The organism is Suipraeoptans intestinalis, from assembly GCF_009696485.1.
In the GTDB taxonomy this organism is placed as follows: Bacteria; Bacillota; Clostridia; order Lachnospirales; family Lachnospiraceae; genus Suipraeoptans; species Suipraeoptans intestinalis.
In genome coordinates, this window is record NZ_VULY01000018.1 from 752,103 (window position 1) to 771,482 (window position 19,380).

The window sequence follows — 19,380 nt, forward strand, 5'->3', positions numbered from 1 at the left end:
CATCACCATGCGGAAAGCAGACGCATTCTCGCTGCCGGCAGGATCTGCGATCCTCTCGGCAATATTGATTCTTAAAAGAAGAGAGGTTACATGTATGAACAAAAAAGAAATTTTGGAAATCCGCCGTCAGTTTACACCGGAGAACTGCTCCATTACCCGTATCTGCGGCTGTTATGTAGATTATGAAAAAGAAAAAAAGGCGCAGATGTCCAAAACCTTCCTGACTCTCCCGGAGGAAGAAGCGTTTAAATATTTTGATATTTTCAGGCACACCCTGTCCGGCACTTTTGGAAAGCATCTGTTGTCCGTAGATTTTCCCTTGGAATCTGAGCTCTCCGGCGAAGCTTATCAGCTTCTTTGCCAGCTTCGTACTTCCCGACTGGAAGATGAGGAATTGGTCCATTCCTTTTTTGATAAGGTGATTGAAAATTATGTGTTTGCGGAAAATTACTATATCACCCTGATCCATGCTGTCTACGATGTTCCCGGAAAATCCTCCGACGGCTCCCAGATGTTTGACGCTTCGGACAATGTGTACGAGCACATTTTATGCAGTATCTGTCCTGTAAAGCTGACAAAACCGGGACTGACCTATAATGCGGAGACGGATCTGATCGAAGAACGGATCCGGGACTGGTTTGTGGACGCTCCTGTGGGAGGCTTTTTATTTCCTGCTTTCTCCGACAGACTCTGTGATATGCACCATGCCCTGTACTATACAAAAAAACCGGAAGAGCTCCAGCCGGTTTTTATCCAGAATGTGCTGGGCGGCAACGTCCCCTTGAGCGCCATGGACCAAAAAACCTCCTTCCAGGCGCTGGTCAGCGATACGCTGGGAGATGCCTGCCACTATGAGGCCATCCGAAACATCCATGAATCCATCCAGGAAATGTTGGAGGAAAGCAAGGACGCTCCGGAGCCTTTGGAGCTTTCCAGATCGGATGTAAAAAAACTGCTGGCGCAGGAAGGGGCGTCGGAGGAATCTCTGCTCACATTTGAAGAAGAATTTGATCAGATGGCAGGAGAGTCCCGCACTCTTCTGGCTTCCAATATCGCAGGCACCAAGCACTTTCAGGTGGAAACCTCGGTAGTATCTGTGAAAGTACCTGCCGACAGAAGCGACCTGATCTCTGTCCGGGAGATCGACGGACGAAACTGTCTGGTGATCCCGGTAGAGGACTATCTGGAAGTCAATGGAATGCCGGCGCCTGTCTTTAAAAACAGTCTGGAGTAACACCCATGATAAAAGACACCTCCTTTCAGTTGATCTGCTCCCTTTTCAGTAGGCATGACGATAGATTTCATTCCGGCTGAAAGGACACAGATCAGATTCGATGAGGTGTCTTTTGTGTCTTTTGTATTTTTGTGTCTTTTTTGTTTTTCGTATTTTGTATTTTTCGGATCTTATGAACCTGCCTTTTTATATCACACCTTTTTGCAGCATGATATTGGCATACAGGGCCGATTCCCCGGTTGCGATAATGGCATATGCTGTTTTTGCCGCCTCGTAGAAAGCAAATCTTTCCAGATTTCCTACCACAGCCTCTCCTCTGGCATCATACTTCTTCACGATTTCCCTGTAGGTATCCCAGATGGGTGTCTCCACCGTATCTCCCGGAACTTTTTCCATCAAAGTCACCGGTTTTTCGGTATAGGTATCCAGAGGAAACACCTCCAGGATCGCTTCTAAAAGTTCCGGAACATTGTGTCCGTCACAGCGGATCACAATCGCATCTTTCCCCATGGATTCCGCCGGAAAATTCCCGTCTGAGATCACGATCCTGTCACTGTGCCCCATTTCACACAGCACCTTCAGAAGCTGCGGCGATAAGATTTTTGGTATTCCTTTCAGCATGGTTCTCTCCCTCTTCTTTCTGTCTTTGATTCTGGGGGTTCTGTTTTTTCTTATTCCCCCATATTTTTCCGATATTTTTTATGTATTCCCGCGTTTTTTGTTCCCGGGTTGTTCCTTCAACGATACGGAGGGTGCCAAAAGCACCCTCCGTATCCGTATCCTGACAACCGATCTGCCTTCGTTTTATTTCATGGAAAATTACATTCCGGGAAATAAAACCGTTTCGCAGGCCTCACAGGATTTTTTCTTATTCATACAAGCAAGGAGCGATTTCCTTATCTTCCATGTTGTCTGCTGTATACCACAGGCATCCGGTATCTACGTCAGATACTTTCTCACCTTTGGAAGCCTTTACAGCCAGCTCTACTGCTTTATAGCCGATCTGTACCGGATTCTGTGTGATGGAACCAGCCAAAACTCCGCTTCTGATGGCATCCAGCTGAATCTTTCCAGCGTCAAATCCAACACCGATCACCTTGTCTGCGCCCAGCTTGTTCAAGCTTTCATTTGCCGTTACCAGGTTCTTTGCAGAGAACTCGTTGGAACCATAGATCGCTACCAGATCATTTTTGTTCAGCAGTGTGTTTGCTACCGTTACGCAGGCTGCATCTTCTACGGTTGCCGGAATTCCAACCTCAACGATTACTTTTGCACCGTCTACTTTTTTGTTGTATTTGTCATGTCCTTCTACAGAAGCTTTATCTTCTCCAATCAGTTTTACCATCTTGTCGATGAAACCTGCCGTTCTGTCGCCGATAGACTGAGATACCGCATCCTGTGCAACAACGCCGATACGTACAGTGTCAGCCGGATCTGTTACCTTATCTTTGATCAGTTCATACATTTTCTCTGCTGCCAGCTCTCCTGCTGCATAGTTGTCTGTGGAAGCGTTAGCTGCGATCACCTTGCTTCCCGGAACACCGGAGTCAAATCCGATCACAGGAATCTCGCTGGACTGTGCGGTATCCAGTGCACTCTTTACAGAGTCCGGATCCAGAGCTGCCAGACAGATTGCGCTTGGCTTCTTGTTGATGGCGTTGTTCAGCTGCTCTACCTGCTCTGCCACTGCAGACTCGTCCTTCGGTCCTACGAAATTCACTTCTACGCCGAACTCTTTTCCAGCCTCTTCTGCACCCTTGTTTACCGCTTTCCAGAAATCGTGCTGGAATCCCTTTGCTACGATTTCTACCGTGCCGCCCTTTGCACTGTCCTCATCGGAAGCTTTCTCTTCCTTTTTGGATCCGCATCCCATTACCAGTGCGGACACCATTGCTGCACACAACAACACGCTAAGAATTCTTCTCTTCATTTTGAAATCCTCCCTTTTTCTTTTTTGTTTTCTATATTTACATCTGCCACAGCAGACATAATATCTGTTTGCAGGATCTTCTCTTTGAGAAGCCTCCATCTCCTGCCGCTGACCGGAACCTCTCCCGCATCGGCTTCTTCTGCCTCTTTAGACAGACGCTGCTTTTTTCCTGTTCAGCACGTCTGCAAATACTGCGCCGATCAATACAAATCCGGTAATGAACAGCTGATAATGCGGCTGCAGACCTACGAAAGGAAGTCCTGTCTTTAATACCGCCATGATAAATACACCGATCAAAGTTCCTGAGATAGATCCCATACCGCCTGACAGAGATGTTCCTCCGATCACGACACCGGCAATGGCATCCAGCTCAAATCCGTTTCCGGTTCCCGGCATCAAGGTGGAATACACTGCTGCGTAGGAAATTCCTGCCAGCGCCGCAAAGAATCCGCTGAAAATGTATGCCAGTGTTTCCCATTTTACTACGTTTACACCAGACAATCTGGCTGCTTCCTTGTTGCTTCCCAGCGCCAGGATATAGCGTCCCGGTCTGGTCTTATTCAGGATAATGGACATTACCACTGCCAGTACGATCAGAAGAATGAATCCTGTGGGGATCCCTGCTCCCGGAAGTCCTTCTCCCTTAAATTTGAAGATATTATGGAACCATGCCCCTGCATCCGTTCCCTGCGGGTATGTGATGCTGGCTGTTCCGGTTACGATGGATCCAAAGCCTCTGGTGATCATCATGGTGCCAAGCGTTGCGATAAATGCCGGAAGTCCCATGATGGATACCATCAGTCCGTTTGCCAGTCCCAGCAGAACGCCCAGCAACAGGATAACCAGCAGGACTACTGCCATAGGCGCTCCTTTTTTCAGCAGGACGCCTCCGATCAGGGAGCAGCAAATGCAGACGGTACCGATGGACAGATCGATTCCTCCGGTGATGATGACAAAGGTTACTCCGATCGCCATGAAACCGATGTAATAAGCTGAATCAAAAATACTGATCAAGGTACTGTATTGAAAAAAGTTGGCTCCAAAAAAGCTGAAGAATGCATACAGGAGTATCAATGCCAGTACCGCCACAAATTTTTGTGTTTTAATTGTCTTTTTCATGTTTCCGTACTTCCTTTCTAATCTCTCAGTGTTGCTGCCGTCATGATTCTTTCCTGGGATGCCTCCGAAATGTCGATCTCTCCCGTCTTGCGGCCTTCGCACATTACCACGATCCGGTCACTCATACGCAGCACTTCTGTTAATTCTGAAGAAATCATAATGATGGATTTTCCCTGTTTGACCAGTTCATTCATCAATGCATAGATCTCACTTTTGGCTCCTACGTCGATTCCTCTGGTAGGCTCGTCAAAGATCAGGATATCGCTGTCTCTTGTCAGCCATTTTGCAATGACAACCTTCTGCTGATTTCCTCCTGAAAGGTTTCTGACCGCCTGTCTCACAGAAGGCGTTTTGGTCTTTAATGCCTCCACATATTTCCCGGAAATCTCTTCTTCCTTCTTTTTGTCTATAAAAAGTCCCTTTGTAAACTTTTCCAGGGATGCCATGGTGGTGTTCTCTGCTACCGTCTTCTCCACGATGACGCCGTATCTCTTTCGATCTTCCGAAAGATATCCGATCCCGTGTCTGACGGCATCCTGCGGACTTTTGATCTCCACCTTTTTTCCGTGGATATAGATCTCTCCGCTGTCTATCTTATCTGCCCCGAAGATGGCCCGCGCCGTCTCCGTCCGCCCGGCGCCCATCAGCCCGGAAAATCCCAGGATCTCGCCCTTTCGCAGCTCAAAGCTGACATTTTTCACCAGCTTTCCTGCATTCAGCTTTTCCACCTTCAGCACCACTTCCGCATCTTCCGGCACATTGCTCTTTTGTTTCGGTTCCTCGTATACCACACGGCCTACCATCATGTTTATGATATCGTCCTTGGTACAGTCTTTGGAAACCAGGGTTCCCACATATTCTCCGTCACGCATAACCGTTACCCGGTCCGTGATGCGCTTGATCTCATCCATCCGGTGAGAAATATAGATCAGTCCCAGTTCCTTCTTCCGAAGGTCGTCTATGATCTTAAACAGCTCGTTGATCTCCGTCTCTGTAAGGGCTGCCGTAGGCTCGTCAAATACGATGATCTTCGCATCTGTGGAAATGGCCTTTGCGATCTCGCACATCTGCTGCTTCCCAACGGTCAGTCTTCCCATGGTCTCCCTCGGGTCGATGTCGATGTTCAGCAGGTCAAACAGCTTCTGCGCTTCCTCCACCATTTTCCTGTCGTTGATGAATTTGCCGCTCATATTTTCCCTGCCCACAAAGATATTCTGGGCTACCGTCAGATGGTTCATCATGTTCAGTTCCTGATGTACGATCACGATTCCTGCATTCTGCGCCTCTTTCGGGTTCTTAAACTCGACTTCCTTCCCCTCGTAAACGATGGTTCCCTGATCTTTGCTGTAAATACCGGTCAGGATCTTCATCAAAGTGGATTTTCCCGCACCATTTTCACCCATCAGTGCGTGTACTTCTCCCTTTTTCAGTTCCAGCTGCGCCTGTTTCAGTGCGTGTACTCCAACGAAAGATTTGTCGATCTCTTTCATTGTTAAAATCACTTCACCCACTCTCTCACCTTCCATTCTATCTTGTCTGTTCTGCCTCTTTCTTGGTTCTTGTTTATTATAAAATCCCCCATCTTTCACCGGAATGGGAAATCTTACAAAAAAAGGTAAATATCTTACGCAATCCGAAAGATAATTACCTTTTTTAGTAAAATATTCACTTTAATCCATCCAGATGGGGAACAGAAGCTTTTGATTTTCCTCCGTGTACATGCTTTCCTTTGTGATCAGTCGAAAGCCGGAGTGGATCCGTTTTTCCACCTGTTTTCCCTGGGCGATCGAGGTGGCAGCCTGGATTCCCAGATATCCCATGTCAAATGCCCTTTGCACTACGATCCCGTCTATGATCCCTGCTTCCAGCATCTGCAGTTCCTTCACCGAATTATCAAATCCCAGTATTTTTACTTTTCCCCCCTGCTCCGTCGCCTTGATGTAGGTAGCGGCTCCCACCGTGGCATATTCGTTGGTGGCGATGATCACCGTGATCTCCGGGTGCGCCTGCAGCATCTGTCTGGTCACTTCATAAGAATACTCGTAATCGGACTTCCCGTATACCTGATCCACCACCGGCGCTTCTATAACGTTTTTGATCCCGGTCTCTCTGTCGATGGCGGTAGAACTGTCCTTTACATGGCTGACCAGTCCCACGCTTTCTTCCCCCTTACAGATGGTGTTCATATAATTTCCCAGCTCTTCCCCGGCTTTTACATTGTCTGTTGCCACGATGCAGTCGGCGATCTCCTCCTTTAAGATTGAATCCACCAACACCAGGGGAATCCCTTTTTTCTTGATCTCTTTCGCCGCTTTCAGCGTTTTTTCACTGTCTGCCGGTGAGAGGACGATCACATCCGGCTTCATCCGGATGGCCTCCCGGATCAGTGCATTCTGTTTCTGGTAATCGGTTTCCTTTAGAGGTGCCAGAAAGGTATAGTCGATCTCATATTCTTCTGCCGCCATGGCCGCCCCCTCCGTCAGAGAGTGCCAGAAATCAATACTTTGCTCATTGCTTTTAGAAATGTAAACGATCCGGATCTTCTGTCTGCCCTGCTCCGTCAGGACGCCCAGGAGCAGCAGCCCCAGAAACGCTGTCAGTAAAAGCAGTGCATTCCGCTTCTTTTTGTTCATTCCGTCACCTCCCTGCTCCCTCTTCCTGCCGGGATCCGCACATAGACTGTGGTTCCTTTTCCCGGCTGAGACACGTAGGATAAGCCGTAATCCTTTCCGTAATACAGCTTCAGGCGGTTTTGGACATTGCCCACGCCCAGCCCTGTTTTTTGCAGGGATGACGCAGCTTCCGACAACAGCGTCCGAAGCCGTTCCTCCTCCATTCCGATGCCGTTGTCCGACACCTCCAGAACGATATCCTCCTGCTGATAATAGCCCCGGATGGAGATCCTGCCCGGCCCTTCTATGTACTTGATTCCATGATAGATCGCATTTTCCACCAAAGGCTGGAGCGTCAGCTTCACGATGGTCTCCTGCGCCACCTCTTCTTCCACTTCCATGGTGTAGGTCAGCTTATCCCGGTATCGCATTCCCTGGATCGTCAGATAGGTACGGACATAGTCCATTTCCTTTCCGATCGTTACCATCTCCTCCTCGTTTCCGATGCTTTGCCGGAACAGTCGGGACAGGGCGGAGGTCATCTCTACCACTTCCCCGTTATGTTTTCCGCTTTCTGCCATCCAAATGATAGAATCCAGGGTATTGTACAGAAAGTGCGGATTGATCTGAGACTGAAGCGCCCGCATCTCTGCTTTTCTTTTTTCCCTTTGCTCCTTTACATTCTCTGCCATCAGGTTCTGGATCTCTTCTGCCATCAGGTTGAAGGATTCCCCCAGCCTCCTTACTTCCGCCTGTCCTTCCGTCTCTACCACAGCCTCCTTAAAATGCCCTTTTTCCACTTCTTTCATAGCCTGGTCCAGCCGTACGATAGGGCGGGTGATGCTCTTGGATAAAAATACGGACAGACTGATCCCCAGCAAAAGCAACAGCACCGCCATCATCAGATATGCCCTTTGCAGATGTCTGCTTTCCTTCTGGAATTCCGACATGTACGCCACTCCGATCACGGTCCAACCGGTATTGGGAGAGGTAGACATGGTGTACAGCTTTCTCTCTTTTCCCTTCCCCCGGATCACGCTGGTTTCGGATTTTTCACTGAGGAAAGCAGCTACTCCCAGTTCCTCCTGCTTCAGTCCGCTGTGAAAAAGCTGCTGTTTGGGATGGTAGATGATGTTTCCCTTCTGATCTACCACATAGATATATCCCTTGCTTCCCAGGCTGACGCTGCCGCACAGACTGGAAATGGTCCGATAGTTCAGGTCGATCAGGAAGACCCCTCCTACCCGCTGGGTATCGTCATGGACGACGCCGCGGCTTAAGGTGATCACCCAATCATATCTGCCAAACACCATGTTCTGAATATGCGGCCTGGACAGCACCACTGCCCCACCTCTTTCTTTTGCCTGGGTATACCACCCCTGTTCTGACAAAGCGGCATAGGGATTCAGCAGGGAGGTTCCTTTGTTCAGAGCAATCCTTCCGTCGTCTCCGATCACCGCAATATTGCGGATGTCCTTCCTGGTATCCATGATCGTTCCAAACTGTGCCAGCACCCGTTCTTTTTCTCCTTCCTCCCACTTTGGCTCCCGAAACAGGAAGTTCTGGATATCCTGACTGTCAAACACCATGGAAGAAATGTCTTTCATGTGGTTCATATAGGTGTCTATCTCATTGTTGACCTGGTGGATCAGCTGTGTCGTATATTCCCTGGAATTGTTCACCATACTTTTCTGGGTATACCGGAATGTTAAAAAGAAAAACAGCATGGACGACGCCAGAAGCAGTACCACAAAGTACATCATCAGAGCCGTCTGGATCTTCTGTCTCTGCAAAAACTGTTTGTAGCTTGCCAGAATCTTTTTCATACTTTACTCCGTTTTCTCGCATATTCTTTCGGCGTCATTCCCACATTTTTCTTGAAAATACTGCTGAAGTAATGCGCATCACTGTATCCGACAGCCTCCGCCACTTCGTAGCTTTTCATCTGTGTCGTTGAAAGCAGCTCCTTCGCCGCCTCGATCCGGCAATCTGTCAAAGCTTCCACGAAGGTTTTCCCCGTTTGATTTTTGAACAGGGTACTGAAATAGCTGGTACTGATCGCCAGAAACTTACAGACCTGCTGCAAAGACAGACTGGAATCCTTATAATTTTTCTGGATAAACTCCATTGCACAGACCGCCATGTTCCTTCCCAGGTCGTCTCTTTCCGCAGACAGCTCCTGTGCAATCTCCTCACAAAAGGTATAGAGAAAGCCTTCCATCTCGTCTAAATTTCCCCGGTAAAAAGCTTCTTCCAGACATTTCTTTTCCCAGTCGCCTCTCACTTCCGGGCGGATCCCCGCTTCTTCCACAAAAAACAGAAGCTTCATCAGGATGCTCTGAAGGTAGATGGCCGCCCTGGTTCTGGTCATCATTTCTGTTCGGATATCGTCAAAGCAGGATCGAACCTCTTTTTGCAGCTCCGCCTTTTCATTTCGTTTGATGATCGGGATCAGCTGCGCCGCCCAGTCATTTTCTCCGGAGATCCTCTGCCTGTAAAAACCCGTCAGCTCTTTGCCAAACACGATGGAATTATCTTCAAATAAAAAGCCGTATTCCTTTGCCTTCTGCACGTTATCGTAGGATACCGAGAGATCTTCCGGATCCGTCACGCTTTTGCCCACCACCATCAGAAGCGGCTGCCGGATATGGCTGGTCAACACCGACAGAATATGATTTCCCACCTCCTGGATCCTTTTTTCCAGATGGTACTCGCTTTCCCCGCTCAGGATCAGGGTCGCCGTATTCCCCATATCCAGGAAAGCAATACAGCCTGCCTCCTGCTGCACCAGTTCCTCCGTAATATTGAATAGAATAAACAGCTTCAGGTCGTCGCAGTCTTCCGGATGGGCAAAGCAGATCTGGATCACACTGAAATATTCTCCGGAAAATGCTATGCCGTACTCTTTCTGCTGCCGCTCTCCCGTCTTCCCCAACTTTTTCCCCCGTATCATCTGGTTCAGAAGCCGTTCCCTGAAATATGGCTTATTTCGTTCATATACGGCCCGGATCTTCTCCAGCTGCTCTTCCTGCTCTTTTTCCTTATCCAGCTCCTCCTTCGTCTCCGTCAGAAGCTTCTTCAGTTCCTGGGCCGTCACCGGCTTCAACACGTATTTCATGACCTGATAGCGGATGGCCTGCTGTGCATAATCAAAGTTATCATACCCACTGATAATGACCACCTTGCAGTGGGGACAGTGCTCATAGACATACCGGGACACCTCCAGTCCATCTGCAAAAGGCATACAGATATCTGTGAGCACCAGATCCGGCTGCTCTTCCTCAATGGCTTCTATGGCCTGCTTTCCATTTTCACAGGTTCTTTTCAGTACAAATCCGAGACTTTCCCAGTCTATGTTGTCACGGATGGCCTCCCGGATCAGAATCTCATCGTCTACTAATATTGCCTTGTACATCCTTGCCTCCACTTTCTCTTCCCGTTTCCCGACAGAGTCTGCCCGCCTCTGGCGTCCTCTGTTTCCCTGGTCACATAGGCAGATTTTATCATGATTTCTGTTTTGTGACAATGAAAAGCCCAACCGGTATCCCTGCTGCCTGCAGCCTTCCGATTGAGCTTTTTTTCTGTATCTGGTCCTATTTTCCTATGACCTTCTGAAATCTTTCGTAAGCCTCATCCCAGTCTCTTTCGTTCTCCGGCTCAAACTGCCTGATCTCCTGGGAGCGTGCAATGATCTGTCTCGCCTCTTCCAGTGTGGAGATTTCCTTCTGCGCCAGAAGCTGGAGGGCAATATTGCCCAGTACGGTAGCTTCTATGGGACCTGCGCTGACGGTGCAGCCGCAGGCATTTGCCGTGCATTCACAAAGCAACCTGCTTTGTGTCCCGCCGCCTACCATATAGAGGGTTTCGTAGGTCTTTCCTGTACATTCCTGGATCTCTTCCTTGACATAACGATATTTCATAGCCAGACTTTCGTCGATACATCTGACGATCTCTCCTACCGTCTCAGGAATTTCCTGTCCTGTCCTCTGGCAGAACTCCCGGATCCGTCTGGGGATGTTTCCTGCCGGTGTAAATTCCGGTGCGTCCGGATCGATAAAGCATTTCAGAGGTTGGGCTTTTCTTGCCAGCTCTTCCAGCTCTCCGAAACCATATTCCTTGCCTTCCCGCATCCACTGTCTGCGGCTTTCCTGGATACACCAAAGGCCAATGATATTTTTCAGGAAAGAGACTTTCTTTTCATAGCCTCCCTCATTGGTGATGTTGTAGTTTCTGGATTTTTCGCTGATAATGGGCGCATCCAGCTCCGTTCCCAGAAGCGACCAGGTTCCGCAGCTTAAGAAGATGAAATCCTTCTCCTTCGCCGGAACAGAGATCATGGCGCTCTGGGTATCGTGTCCCGCCACCGCGATCACATCCATCTTGTCCAGCTCCAATTCCTGACAGACGGCGTCGGACAGCTCTCCTACCCTGGTGCCGCTGGGAATGATCTCCGGAAAAATATGTTCCGGGATCCCTAAGGCTTCAATCACTTCCTTCGACCAGCATCCTTCCTTTGCATCCATCAGCTGCGTGGTGGATACGATGGAATACTCTGCTTTTTTTTCTCCCGTCAGGAAGAAATTAAACAGGTCCGGCATTAAAAGCATCTGGTCCGCCCTCTCCAGCAGTTCTTTTCTCTCTTCTGTCAGGGACAGCAGCTGAAACGCCGTATTTAATTCCATAAACTGGTTTCCGGTGATCCGGTAAAAGCGTTCCTTATCTATCTTCCGGAAGCTCTTTTCGATCATGCCGGCGGTACGCACATCCCGGTAATGAACAGGGTTCTCCAGAAGCCTTCCCTGCTCATCCACCAGTCCGAAATCCACCCCCCAGGTATCAATTCCCAGACTTTCTATTTTCCCGTATTTTTTTGCACGGATCAATCCCTGCTTGATCTCATGGAACAGCCGCAACACGTCCCAGTACATGGTGCCGTTCACCAGCACCGGGTCGTTGGAAAACCGATGCAGCTCTTCGATGGAGATTTTCTCCCCATCGAAGGTGCCGCACATAGCTCTTCCCCCTGATGCCCCAAAGTCAAAGGCCAATACTCTTTTTTCCATAGCACACCCCTCTATTTGTAAAGTGGTCCGTATGTAGCGCAGGCTCTGTAGTCCTGTCCTTCCTTATCTTCTCCAAATGCATTCCATGCTGCCGGTCTGAAAATCTCTTCTTCCGGTACATTGTGCATGCATACCGGGATCCGAAGCATAGACGCCATGGTGATCACGTCTGCCCCGATATGTCCGTGGCTGATGGCTCCGTGGTTTGCTCCCCAGTTGTTCATCACATCATAGGCAGATCTGAAAGCGCCTTTTCCTGTGATCCTTGGTGCAAACCAGGTACAGGGCCAGGTATAATCCGTCCTCTTCCACAGGGCGTCCGATACTTCCTCCGGAAGATTGACCGTCCATCCCTCTGCGATCTGAAGCACCGGTCCCAGTCCTTTCACCAAGTTCAGACGAATCATGGTTACCGGCATTTCCGCCTTCGTTTCAAATCTGGAGGAATATCCGCCTCCCCGGAAATATCCATTATTTGCATAGTGCCAGGTCGTGGCATCCATGATGGCTTTCTGGTCTTCTTCCGTTACTTCCCACCACTGCTTGATCACGCCGTTGCCGTTTTCATCCTTGGCAGCTCCGCTTCCGTCCAGACAAGCCGCTCCGGAATTGATCAGATGGATGAATCCGTCCGACTCCTTTGCCAGTCCTGTCAGTTCAAATCCGGTCGCCTTTTTTACTGCCTCCGGGCTCCAGTAGGTGCGAACGTCTGCAAATATCTGAGCCTTTCCGGTAAGAAGCTTCATAAACATCATGCCCAGTCCGTTCAGAACATCGTTTTCCGTTGCCAAGATATACGGTTCTCTTGCTCCGTTCCAGTCAAAGGATGTATTCAGCAGGGCCTCCGGGTAGTCGCAGTTGGGATAAAAGTCCGTCCACTGTCTCTGTCCCTGGAATCCTGCCGCCAGCGCATTGTGTCCGATGGCTTCTTCGGAAAATTCCTCCGGAAGATTCTTGTTTCCATTCATCAGATCTTTGATGATCACCATCATCTTCACTACAAATTCCCAGTCGGAATCCTTCTGCTCTCTTGATTTTTGCAGATGCTCCGGATTGGTATCAAAGCCTTCCTTGCAATATTCCTTCGTCCATGCAAGAGCCTTTTCATATTCTGCCTGATCGTAAACACCTTCTGTCATACGGCGGATGATCTCCACCTCATCTACGGATTCTACCCGCATACCCAGATAGGATTCAATGAAGTCGGAATCAATGATAGATCCGCCGATCCCCATACAGATGGAGCCGATCTGCAGGTAGGATTTGCCCCGCATGGAAGCCGTCGCCACTGCCGCACGTCCGAAGCGGAGAAGCTTTTCCCTTACATCTGCCGGAATGTCTGTATCATCTGCCCCGCACACGTCGTGTCCGTAGATCCCGAACGCCGGCAGTCCCTTCTGTGCATGCGTTGCCAGCACGGAGGCCAGGTAAACTGCTCCCGGTCTCTCGGTTCCGTTAAATCCCCAGACAGCCTTGATGGTATGAGGATCCATATCCATGGTTTCTGATCCGTAGCACCAGCAGGGTGTCACCGTCACCGTGATATCTACGCCTTCTCTGCGGAACTTTTCCGCACAGGCGGCCGTCTCTCCCACGCGTCCGATGGTGGTATCTGCAATGACCACCTTCACCGGTTCTCCGTTGGAATATCTTAAGTTTTCTTCAAACAGCTTTGCTGCTGCCTTTGCCATATTCATGGTCTGCTCTTCCAGAGACCCTCTTACATCCAGCGCTCCTCTTCTGCCGTCAATGGTGGGACGGATCCCGATCACCGGATAAGCTCCTACTAATCTGCTCGCTGCCATATGAATTCCTCCTTTATGACTATTTTATACATTTACTACATTATACCTCTGCTCTTTTCCCTTTTCTTGTGTTATAATAGAGAAAAAATATAATAATATTCACTTTTGCATAGGAGCCCAAAATGAAATATATTGAATACCATGAACGAAAAAAACACGGAACCTTTGACTTCCCTGTGGAATTTTATCACGTGACGCCCAGCCATCCCCGCTATGAGATGACCTACCACTGGCACATGGAATGTGAGCTGATCCGCGTGCTGAAAGGAGAGTTTCTGATGACCATGGAGGACAAGGAATTCCTGATCCGCGCCGGCGACCTAGCATTTGTCCCCAGCGGCGCCCTTCACGGCGGGATCCCCTCCTCCTGCGTCTACGAGTGCATCGTGTTTGATCTGCACGCCCTTGCCAAAAGCAATACAGCCGGAAAGAAACTGCTGGGCCAGGTGTGCAGCAATGCCGTCTGGGTCAACTCCTGCTTTCCGGATACCCGGGACGATCTTCATCGAATCGTCTGGACGCTGTTTGACACCATGCGCAACACCTCCTCCGGCAGAGAGCTGATCATTACCGGCGCCCTCTATCAGTTTTTTGGGTGTGTGTTTGAGCGTCACTATTATACGGAGCGCCCCCTGTCTTCCCGGAAAAATCACAGACGGATGGAGCAGCTGCGGGCTGTCTTTGACCTGATCGACGACCGGTATGCCGACTGCCTGACGCTGGAGGATCTTGCCCGGACCGCCGGCATGAATCCCCGGTATTTCTGCCGGTTTTTCCAGGAAATGACCCACCGCACCCCCATAGATTATCTGAACTATTACCGTATCGAGCAGGCCTGTTTCAAGCTGGTCACCTCCGATGAGTCTGTCACGGAGATCGCCCTTAGCTGTGGCTTTAACGACGTCAGCTATTTTTCTAAAACCTTTAAAAAATATAAGGGGCTGACGCCAAGAAAATACCTGCGCCTGCCCCTGCAATAGCTGTTTCTGTTTTTTCCCTCTACTCCGGATAGAGGCATGTTACCTGCGCCGCATCCAGCAGACGCTGCATTCTGGCGTCCGGCTTTTCGTCCGTCACCAGGATGTCGATATCCTTCAGATCTCCTACCTTGGCAAAAGCAAACCGGTACAGCTTGCTGCTGTCTGCCGCCAGGATCACCTGTCTTCCCGCTTTCATCATGGCCTGCTTCATCTGGGCAAACTCCACGTTGCTCTCGGAAAATCCTTTGTCCCCGTCCAAAGCCCGGCAGGAAATAATGGTTTTTTCTACATGATACTGCTGCACTGCCTCTGTTGCCTTGGCTCCCACCAGCGCCAGATATCTGTCCTTTAGTACGCCTCCGGTGGAGATCACTTCCCAGCCCTCCGTGTCTGCCAGCTCCAGCAGCACCTCGATGGAATTGGTCAGCACAGTCAGCTGCTCCTTTTTTTTCATTGCCTTGGCAATAAATACCGCAGTCGAACTGGCGTCCAGCATAATATGCTCTCCGTCTTCTACCAGATCCGCCACCAGCTTTGCGATCTTCTGCTTCCCTTCCACATTGTGCTTTTTTCTTTCATTGAAGGGCAGCTCAATACTGGTGCTGTCGTTCAGTACCGCTCCGCCGTAGCTTTTTACAGCCAGTCCTTCTTTTTCCAGCTTCTCCAGATCTCTTCGGATGGTCTCCTCTGAAACGTCATACTGACGGCTCAGCTCTCCCACGATCACTTTTTTTTCTTCCTGCAGCTTTTTTAAGATCTCTTTTCTTCTTTCCAGTGCCAGCATTGCCTTTCTCCTTTGATCCGTTTCTTTACAGGATTGTACGAATCAGCTTTGCATCAGGATTGGCAATCACGGAAGCGTCCAAAAGCATTCCCTTTTCTCCCACGCTCCTTTTTCCCGCCTCGATCGCCGCCTCCACTGCCGCAACCTCTCCCGTCAGAAGTAGATAGGACTTTCCGCACATCCCTTTTGCCACCCTGACTTCGATCAGTCTGACCATTGCCGTCTTGGCCGCCACGTCCGCCGCCACGATCACTGATGCCACATCATACGTCTCCAAAATTCCCAAAGCACGCATGTCTCCCACCTGGGAGCTTCCATAAAGTGCCGGGAAAATATCTTCGTGTGGATTTCCCAGAACGAAATCGCCGATCAAATGCATGGGGTACTGTGTCTGCACCAGTTCAACGGCCGCCTTTACCCCGCTTAATTCTCCCGCTACGATCGCAATGTATTTTCCGGGACAGACCGTCTGCGCTTCTATGATCTCCACCTGCGCCGCCTTTACCATTGCGTCGGTAGCTGTGATCCCCGATGCGACCGTCTTAAACTCGATCATTCCTATTGCCTTGTTCACTGCACGTTCGTCCTTTCTATCCTACGCTTCTTATTGTAACATAAGTTTCCGTCACTGACACTACCCTTCCGCTGATAGACGCATGAATCCCCACACTAAGCCCTTCGTCCGGTTTGGCGATCATCTGCCCCTTCTCTACCTGTTCTTCCGGCCGGACGATTACTTTTGCCGGCGCTCCGATATGCTGTGAAAGAGGGATCCTCACTTCTTTTACCTGATATCCCGTCTCCTCCACAAGGGGCGCTTCCGTATCATACCGGGTCAGATCCAACCTTGCCATCAGCCGTTCCTCCGGAAGCTTCCTGTATTCCCGGATCGCACGGACCGGCTCTGCCTCTGCCACCGGCGGCCGGACTCCTGATTTTCTCAGTCCGCCCTTATAAATTCCCATCAGCGTCCTGGGGGATAATTCCTGCGGACAGGCATACAGTTCGCAGACCCCGCAGGAGGAACAGAACAAAGTGTTTACAAAAGGATGGTTGTCCTGAAAATCCTGATTGGAAGCCGCCCGCATAAACAGATGGGGCGTAATGGGATGTCCCAGCATATGCCGGGGGCAAAGATCCGTACAGGCCTGACACTGACAGCAGATAGACGCCGCCCGTTTCAGCTCGATAGACGGATTGCTTTCCTTTTTCCGGATGAGATAATGCTCCCTGGGCAGTACCAGGATCGCATTGGTGGTTTTGGTTACCACATCTTCTGCGGTTTTGACTGTTCCCATCATAGGGCCGCCCACCAGGTAGACCGGATCTTTCAGTGTTGCCCCTCCGGCCATCTCTGCCGCTTCCCGGATCGATGTCCCCAACGGAACCGAAACGGTGGATGGATGCTTTACTTCCGCCACCACAGATACCAGCTTTTCTACCACCGGCTCCTGTTCCTTCAGCGCCCGGTAAATATTAAAAACGGTTTCCACGTTCAGTACCGCTACCCCTTCCTCTATGGGGAGGCCTCCCGGCCTTACCACCCGTCCGGTAGCTTCATAGATCAGGACGATCTCGTCTCCCATGGGATACACCCCGTCCAGCAGATGGATCCGGATCTGGGGAAATGCTTCCTTCCATCGCTCCAGTTCTCTGACCGTGGAAGTATATTCCCGCTTGATACCGATAACCACCTGTTTTGCCTGGACTATCCGGGCAATCTCTGCCAGTGTTTCCAGGATCTCCTGCGCCCTCCGGGACAACAGCTGCCTGTGCAGCTTCAGCAAAGGCTCACATTCTGCACAGTTCAGGATCAGTGTATCCACTTTTTCATCCATCTTCACATAGGTAGGAAACCCTGCGCCTCCTGCGCCCACCACTCCCAGGCGGCGGATCCGGTCTCTTAGTTCCTGAATCTCTTTCATCTTTTCTATGCCTCGTCTACAATTCCCACAATCGCCGCATCCACCGGCGCCGACTCCATGCCGCATCCGATCCTTGCCGCACTTCCCGTTGCTACCAAAACCGTTTCTCCCACTCCGGCTCCAATATGATCAATGGCTACAAAGCTTCCTCTTTCCGAGCCGCCTCCTTTTTCCAGCGGCTCTACGATCATAAATTTATTTCCTATGAGCTTTTCACTTTTTCTCGTGGAAACGATACTTCCCACCACTTTTCCAACCAGCATGAATCTATCGTCCTTTCTGCAAGATCGTTACCGTCTGCCCCTGGCGGATCCCACAGGCATTTGCCTCGTCTGTATCTATGTGCATTTCCAGCGTAAAGCTTTCATCCACCCGGATCTTCACATGCCTGAGGATCGTTCCTCTCTCATTGTCCGCCTGCACGGACACTTCTTCCTTATCTCTGACCCCTGCCGCCTCTGCATCCTTTGGGGACATATGGATATGGCGCATGGCCACGATACAGCCCTCCTTCAGATAGATGGCTCCCTTGGGTCCTACCACCGCAATGGGGGCGGAGTCCTTCGTGTCTCCCGACTCTCTGACAGGCGCCTTAACTCCCAGCCGGACGGCGTCTGTGGCGGAAATCTCCACCTGGGAAGCTTTCCGGGCCGGTCCCAGTACTCTTACATTTTCTATCGCTCTAAGCTTTAAACCGACGACGGTCACCGTTTCATTTGATGCAAACTGTCCGCCCATCAGTTCTTTTTTCTTCGTCAGCTGATATCCGCTTCCAAACAGGGTTTCTATATGCTCCTGCGTCAGATGCACATGCCGCGCAGATATCCCTACCGGGACTTCAAAGCCCGGTTTCTGAGGCCGTTCTTTTTCCATCGCCTCCAATACCATTCTCGTTATGACTGCAATTTCTTTCGTTTCCAAACTAGGTTCCACCCTTTCCCCGGCTGTCTGCCCGTTATGGTTCCATACCCTGCAAGCAGCTGCGTTGCAGGGTATGGCCGGAATTCGTTTTCTCTTTTATTTTACTTTTGGCAAAATCTGTTCTACATCTGTATGAGGTCTTGGGATCACGTGTGTTGCCACCAGCTCTCCCAGTCTTCCCGCACTGTCTGCTCCTGCTTCCACAGAAGACTTTACAGCGCCTACGTCTCCTCTTACCATTACCGTTACCAGCCCGGAACCGATCTTTTCTGTCCCTACCAGTGTTACGTTTGCTGCTTTACACATTGCGTCTGCTGCTTCCACTGCCGCTACCAATCCTCTGGTTTCTACCATTCCCAATGCTTCCTGTGCCATGTTCATATCCTCCTTTTGTTCTCTGTGTCTGCTTTTCCCTGCGGATCCGTCTCATCTTTTCGGATCTTTCCCGGGGCTTTCTTTACCGTTTCGGTTGATTCTTCTTCTGGTATTTCTTCTGCTCCTTTTTTTGAGCCTTTTTTTCAGGCTTCTTTTCTGCTTTCTGAAGCGCTTCTTTTTGTACTTCTTTTGTGCTGTCTACCGGTTCTGTTTCTTCTGCCTCTCTCGCGCTTTCTGCCGATCCTTTCGTCCCGGCTGCCTGCTTGTCTGTGCTTTCTGTGGGCGTTGTCTCCACCGCTGCCTGTGTCCTTGCTTCCGTCTTATCTGTCCGGAACCGGCTGGCGCTAAGCGCCACCAGACGTTGTATCTCCATGTGGGGACTGGCGATGACCCCGGATGCCACCGGCTTTTTGATTCCCTGGGTATTTGCGGCTTCCACTGCTTCCTTGACGGAGGCAACGTCTCCGCTGACGATGATGGTAGCCAGTCGGCCTCCCAGCTTTCTTTCCCAGGTTTCCAGCGTAACTCCCGACGTCTTGCACATAATGTCCAGTGCGTCAATCGCCGCCACCACTCCGGTTATTTCTACAAATCCATATGACTTTCCCATGGGTCCTCTCCCTGTCTTTGTA

The 19,380-nt window shown here is 50.2% G+C and carries 18 protein-coding genes; 2 read left to right on the plus strand and 16 right to left on the minus strand.

The window, feature by feature from the left end; translation table 11 throughout:
* Positions 1–94 precede the first annotated feature (94 nt).
* The gene (locus FYJ34_RS04225; protein ID WP_154476506.1) at positions 95–1,234 is read left to right on the plus strand and encodes a DUF4317 domain-containing protein; all 1,140 of its coding nucleotides are present in this window, start codon (positions 95–97) and stop codon (positions 1,232–1,234) included.
* A 186-nt stretch (positions 1,235–1,420) separates the two neighbouring features.
* On the opposite strand, the gene FYJ34_RS04230 is transcribed toward FYJ34_RS04225, so the two are convergent.
* From FYJ34_RS04230 to FYJ34_RS04270, 9 genes are all read right to left on the minus strand, one after another.
* Complete coding sequence (locus FYJ34_RS04230; protein ID WP_154476508.1) at positions 1,421–1,855, minus strand: RbsD/FucU family protein; 435 nt, start codon at positions 1,853–1,855, stop codon at positions 1,421–1,423.
* A gap of 247 nt (positions 1,856–2,102) precedes the next feature.
* The gene (locus FYJ34_RS04235; RefSeq protein ID WP_154476510.1) at positions 2,103–3,164 is read right to left on the minus strand and encodes an ABC transporter substrate-binding protein; all 1,062 of its coding nucleotides are present in this window, start codon (positions 3,162–3,164) and stop codon (positions 2,103–2,105) included.
* Positions 3,165–3,311: 147 nt separating this feature from the next.
* Positions 3,312–4,283: an ABC transporter permease gene (locus FYJ34_RS04240; RefSeq protein ID WP_154476512.1), complete on the minus strand. Its 972-nt coding sequence runs from the start codon at positions 4,281–4,283 to the stop codon at positions 3,312–3,314.
* A 17-nt stretch (positions 4,284–4,300) separates the two neighbouring features.
* Positions 4,301–5,794 (minus strand): sugar ABC transporter ATP-binding protein, encoded by a 1,494-nt coding sequence (locus tag FYJ34_RS04245; protein WP_276959111.1) that lies wholly within the window; start codon positions 5,792–5,794, stop codon positions 4,301–4,303.
* Positions 5,795–5,953: 159 nt separating this feature from the next.
* Positions 5,954–6,916, minus strand: a complete 963-nt coding sequence (locus FYJ34_RS04250; protein WP_154476516.1) for a substrate-binding domain-containing protein — start codon at positions 6,914–6,916, stop codon at positions 5,954–5,956.
* Complete coding sequence (locus FYJ34_RS04255; RefSeq protein WP_154476518.1) at positions 6,913–8,721, minus strand: cache domain-containing sensor histidine kinase; 1,809 nt, start codon at positions 8,719–8,721, stop codon at positions 6,913–6,915. Before FYJ34_RS04255 ends, FYJ34_RS04250 begins: the two co-directional genes overlap by 4 nt.
* The gene (locus FYJ34_RS04260) at positions 8,718–10,433 is read right to left on the minus strand and encodes a response regulator transcription factor (protein WP_173017055.1); all 1,716 of its coding nucleotides are present in this window, start codon (positions 10,431–10,433) and stop codon (positions 8,718–8,720) included. Before FYJ34_RS04260 ends, FYJ34_RS04255 begins: the two co-directional genes overlap by 4 nt.
* 55 nt (positions 10,434–10,488) lie before the next feature.
* Complete coding sequence (locus tag FYJ34_RS04265) at positions 10,489–11,958, minus strand: rhamnulokinase (RefSeq protein WP_154476522.1); 1,470 nt, start codon at positions 11,956–11,958, stop codon at positions 10,489–10,491.
* Positions 11,959–11,969: 11 nt separating this feature from the next.
* The gene (locus tag FYJ34_RS04270; RefSeq protein WP_154476524.1) at positions 11,970–13,763 is read right to left on the minus strand and encodes an L-fucose isomerase; all 1,794 of its coding nucleotides are present in this window, start codon (positions 13,761–13,763) and stop codon (positions 11,970–11,972) included.
* Positions 13,764–13,885: 122 nt separating this feature from the next.
* Between FYJ34_RS04270 and FYJ34_RS04275 the strand changes: the two genes are divergently transcribed.
* Positions 13,886–14,743 carry an AraC family transcriptional regulator gene (locus tag FYJ34_RS04275; protein ID WP_154476526.1) on the plus strand — a complete coding sequence of 286 codons (858 nt, stop codon included), beginning with the start codon at positions 13,886–13,888 and terminating at the stop codon, positions 14,741–14,743.
* Between the two features lie 19 nt (positions 14,744–14,762).
* Here the strand turns inward: FYJ34_RS04275 and FYJ34_RS04280 are convergent, their stop codons facing one another.
* The 7 genes from FYJ34_RS04280 to FYJ34_RS14155 form a co-directional block, all read right to left on the minus strand.
* Positions 14,763–15,527, minus strand: a complete 765-nt coding sequence (locus FYJ34_RS04280; protein ID WP_154476528.1) for a DeoR/GlpR family DNA-binding transcription regulator — start codon at positions 15,525–15,527, stop codon at positions 14,763–14,765.
* Positions 15,528–15,552: 25 nt separating this feature from the next.
* Positions 15,553–16,101 (minus strand): BMC domain-containing protein, encoded by a 549-nt coding sequence (locus FYJ34_RS04285; protein WP_330582528.1) that lies wholly within the window; start codon positions 16,099–16,101, stop codon positions 15,553–15,555.
* A 16-nt stretch (positions 16,102–16,117) separates the two neighbouring features.
* Entirely contained in the window at positions 16,118–17,452 is a 1,335-nt protein-coding gene (locus FYJ34_RS04290) for a 4Fe-4S dicluster domain-containing protein (RefSeq protein WP_154476530.1), read from the minus strand.
* A gap of 5 nt (positions 17,453–17,457) precedes the next feature.
* A complete protein-coding gene (locus FYJ34_RS04295; RefSeq protein WP_154476532.1) occupies positions 17,458–17,715 on the minus strand; it encodes a EutN/CcmL family microcompartment protein in 258 nt (85 codons plus the stop codon).
* Positions 17,716–17,719: 4 nt separating this feature from the next.
* A complete protein-coding gene (gene pduL / locus FYJ34_RS04300; RefSeq protein WP_416389712.1) occupies positions 17,720–18,340 on the minus strand; it encodes a phosphate propanoyltransferase in 621 nt (206 codons plus the stop codon).
* A gap of 129 nt (positions 18,341–18,469) precedes the next feature.
* The gene (locus tag FYJ34_RS04305) at positions 18,470–18,748 is read right to left on the minus strand and encodes a BMC domain-containing protein (protein ID WP_154476536.1); all 279 of its coding nucleotides are present in this window, start codon (positions 18,746–18,748) and stop codon (positions 18,470–18,472) included.
* An 82-nt stretch (positions 18,749–18,830) separates the two neighbouring features.
* Positions 18,831–19,358, minus strand: coding sequence for a BMC domain-containing protein (locus FYJ34_RS14155; RefSeq protein WP_154476538.1), 528 nt, complete (start codon positions 19,356–19,358; stop codon positions 18,831–18,833).
* Positions 19,359–19,380: the final 22 nt, after the last annotated feature.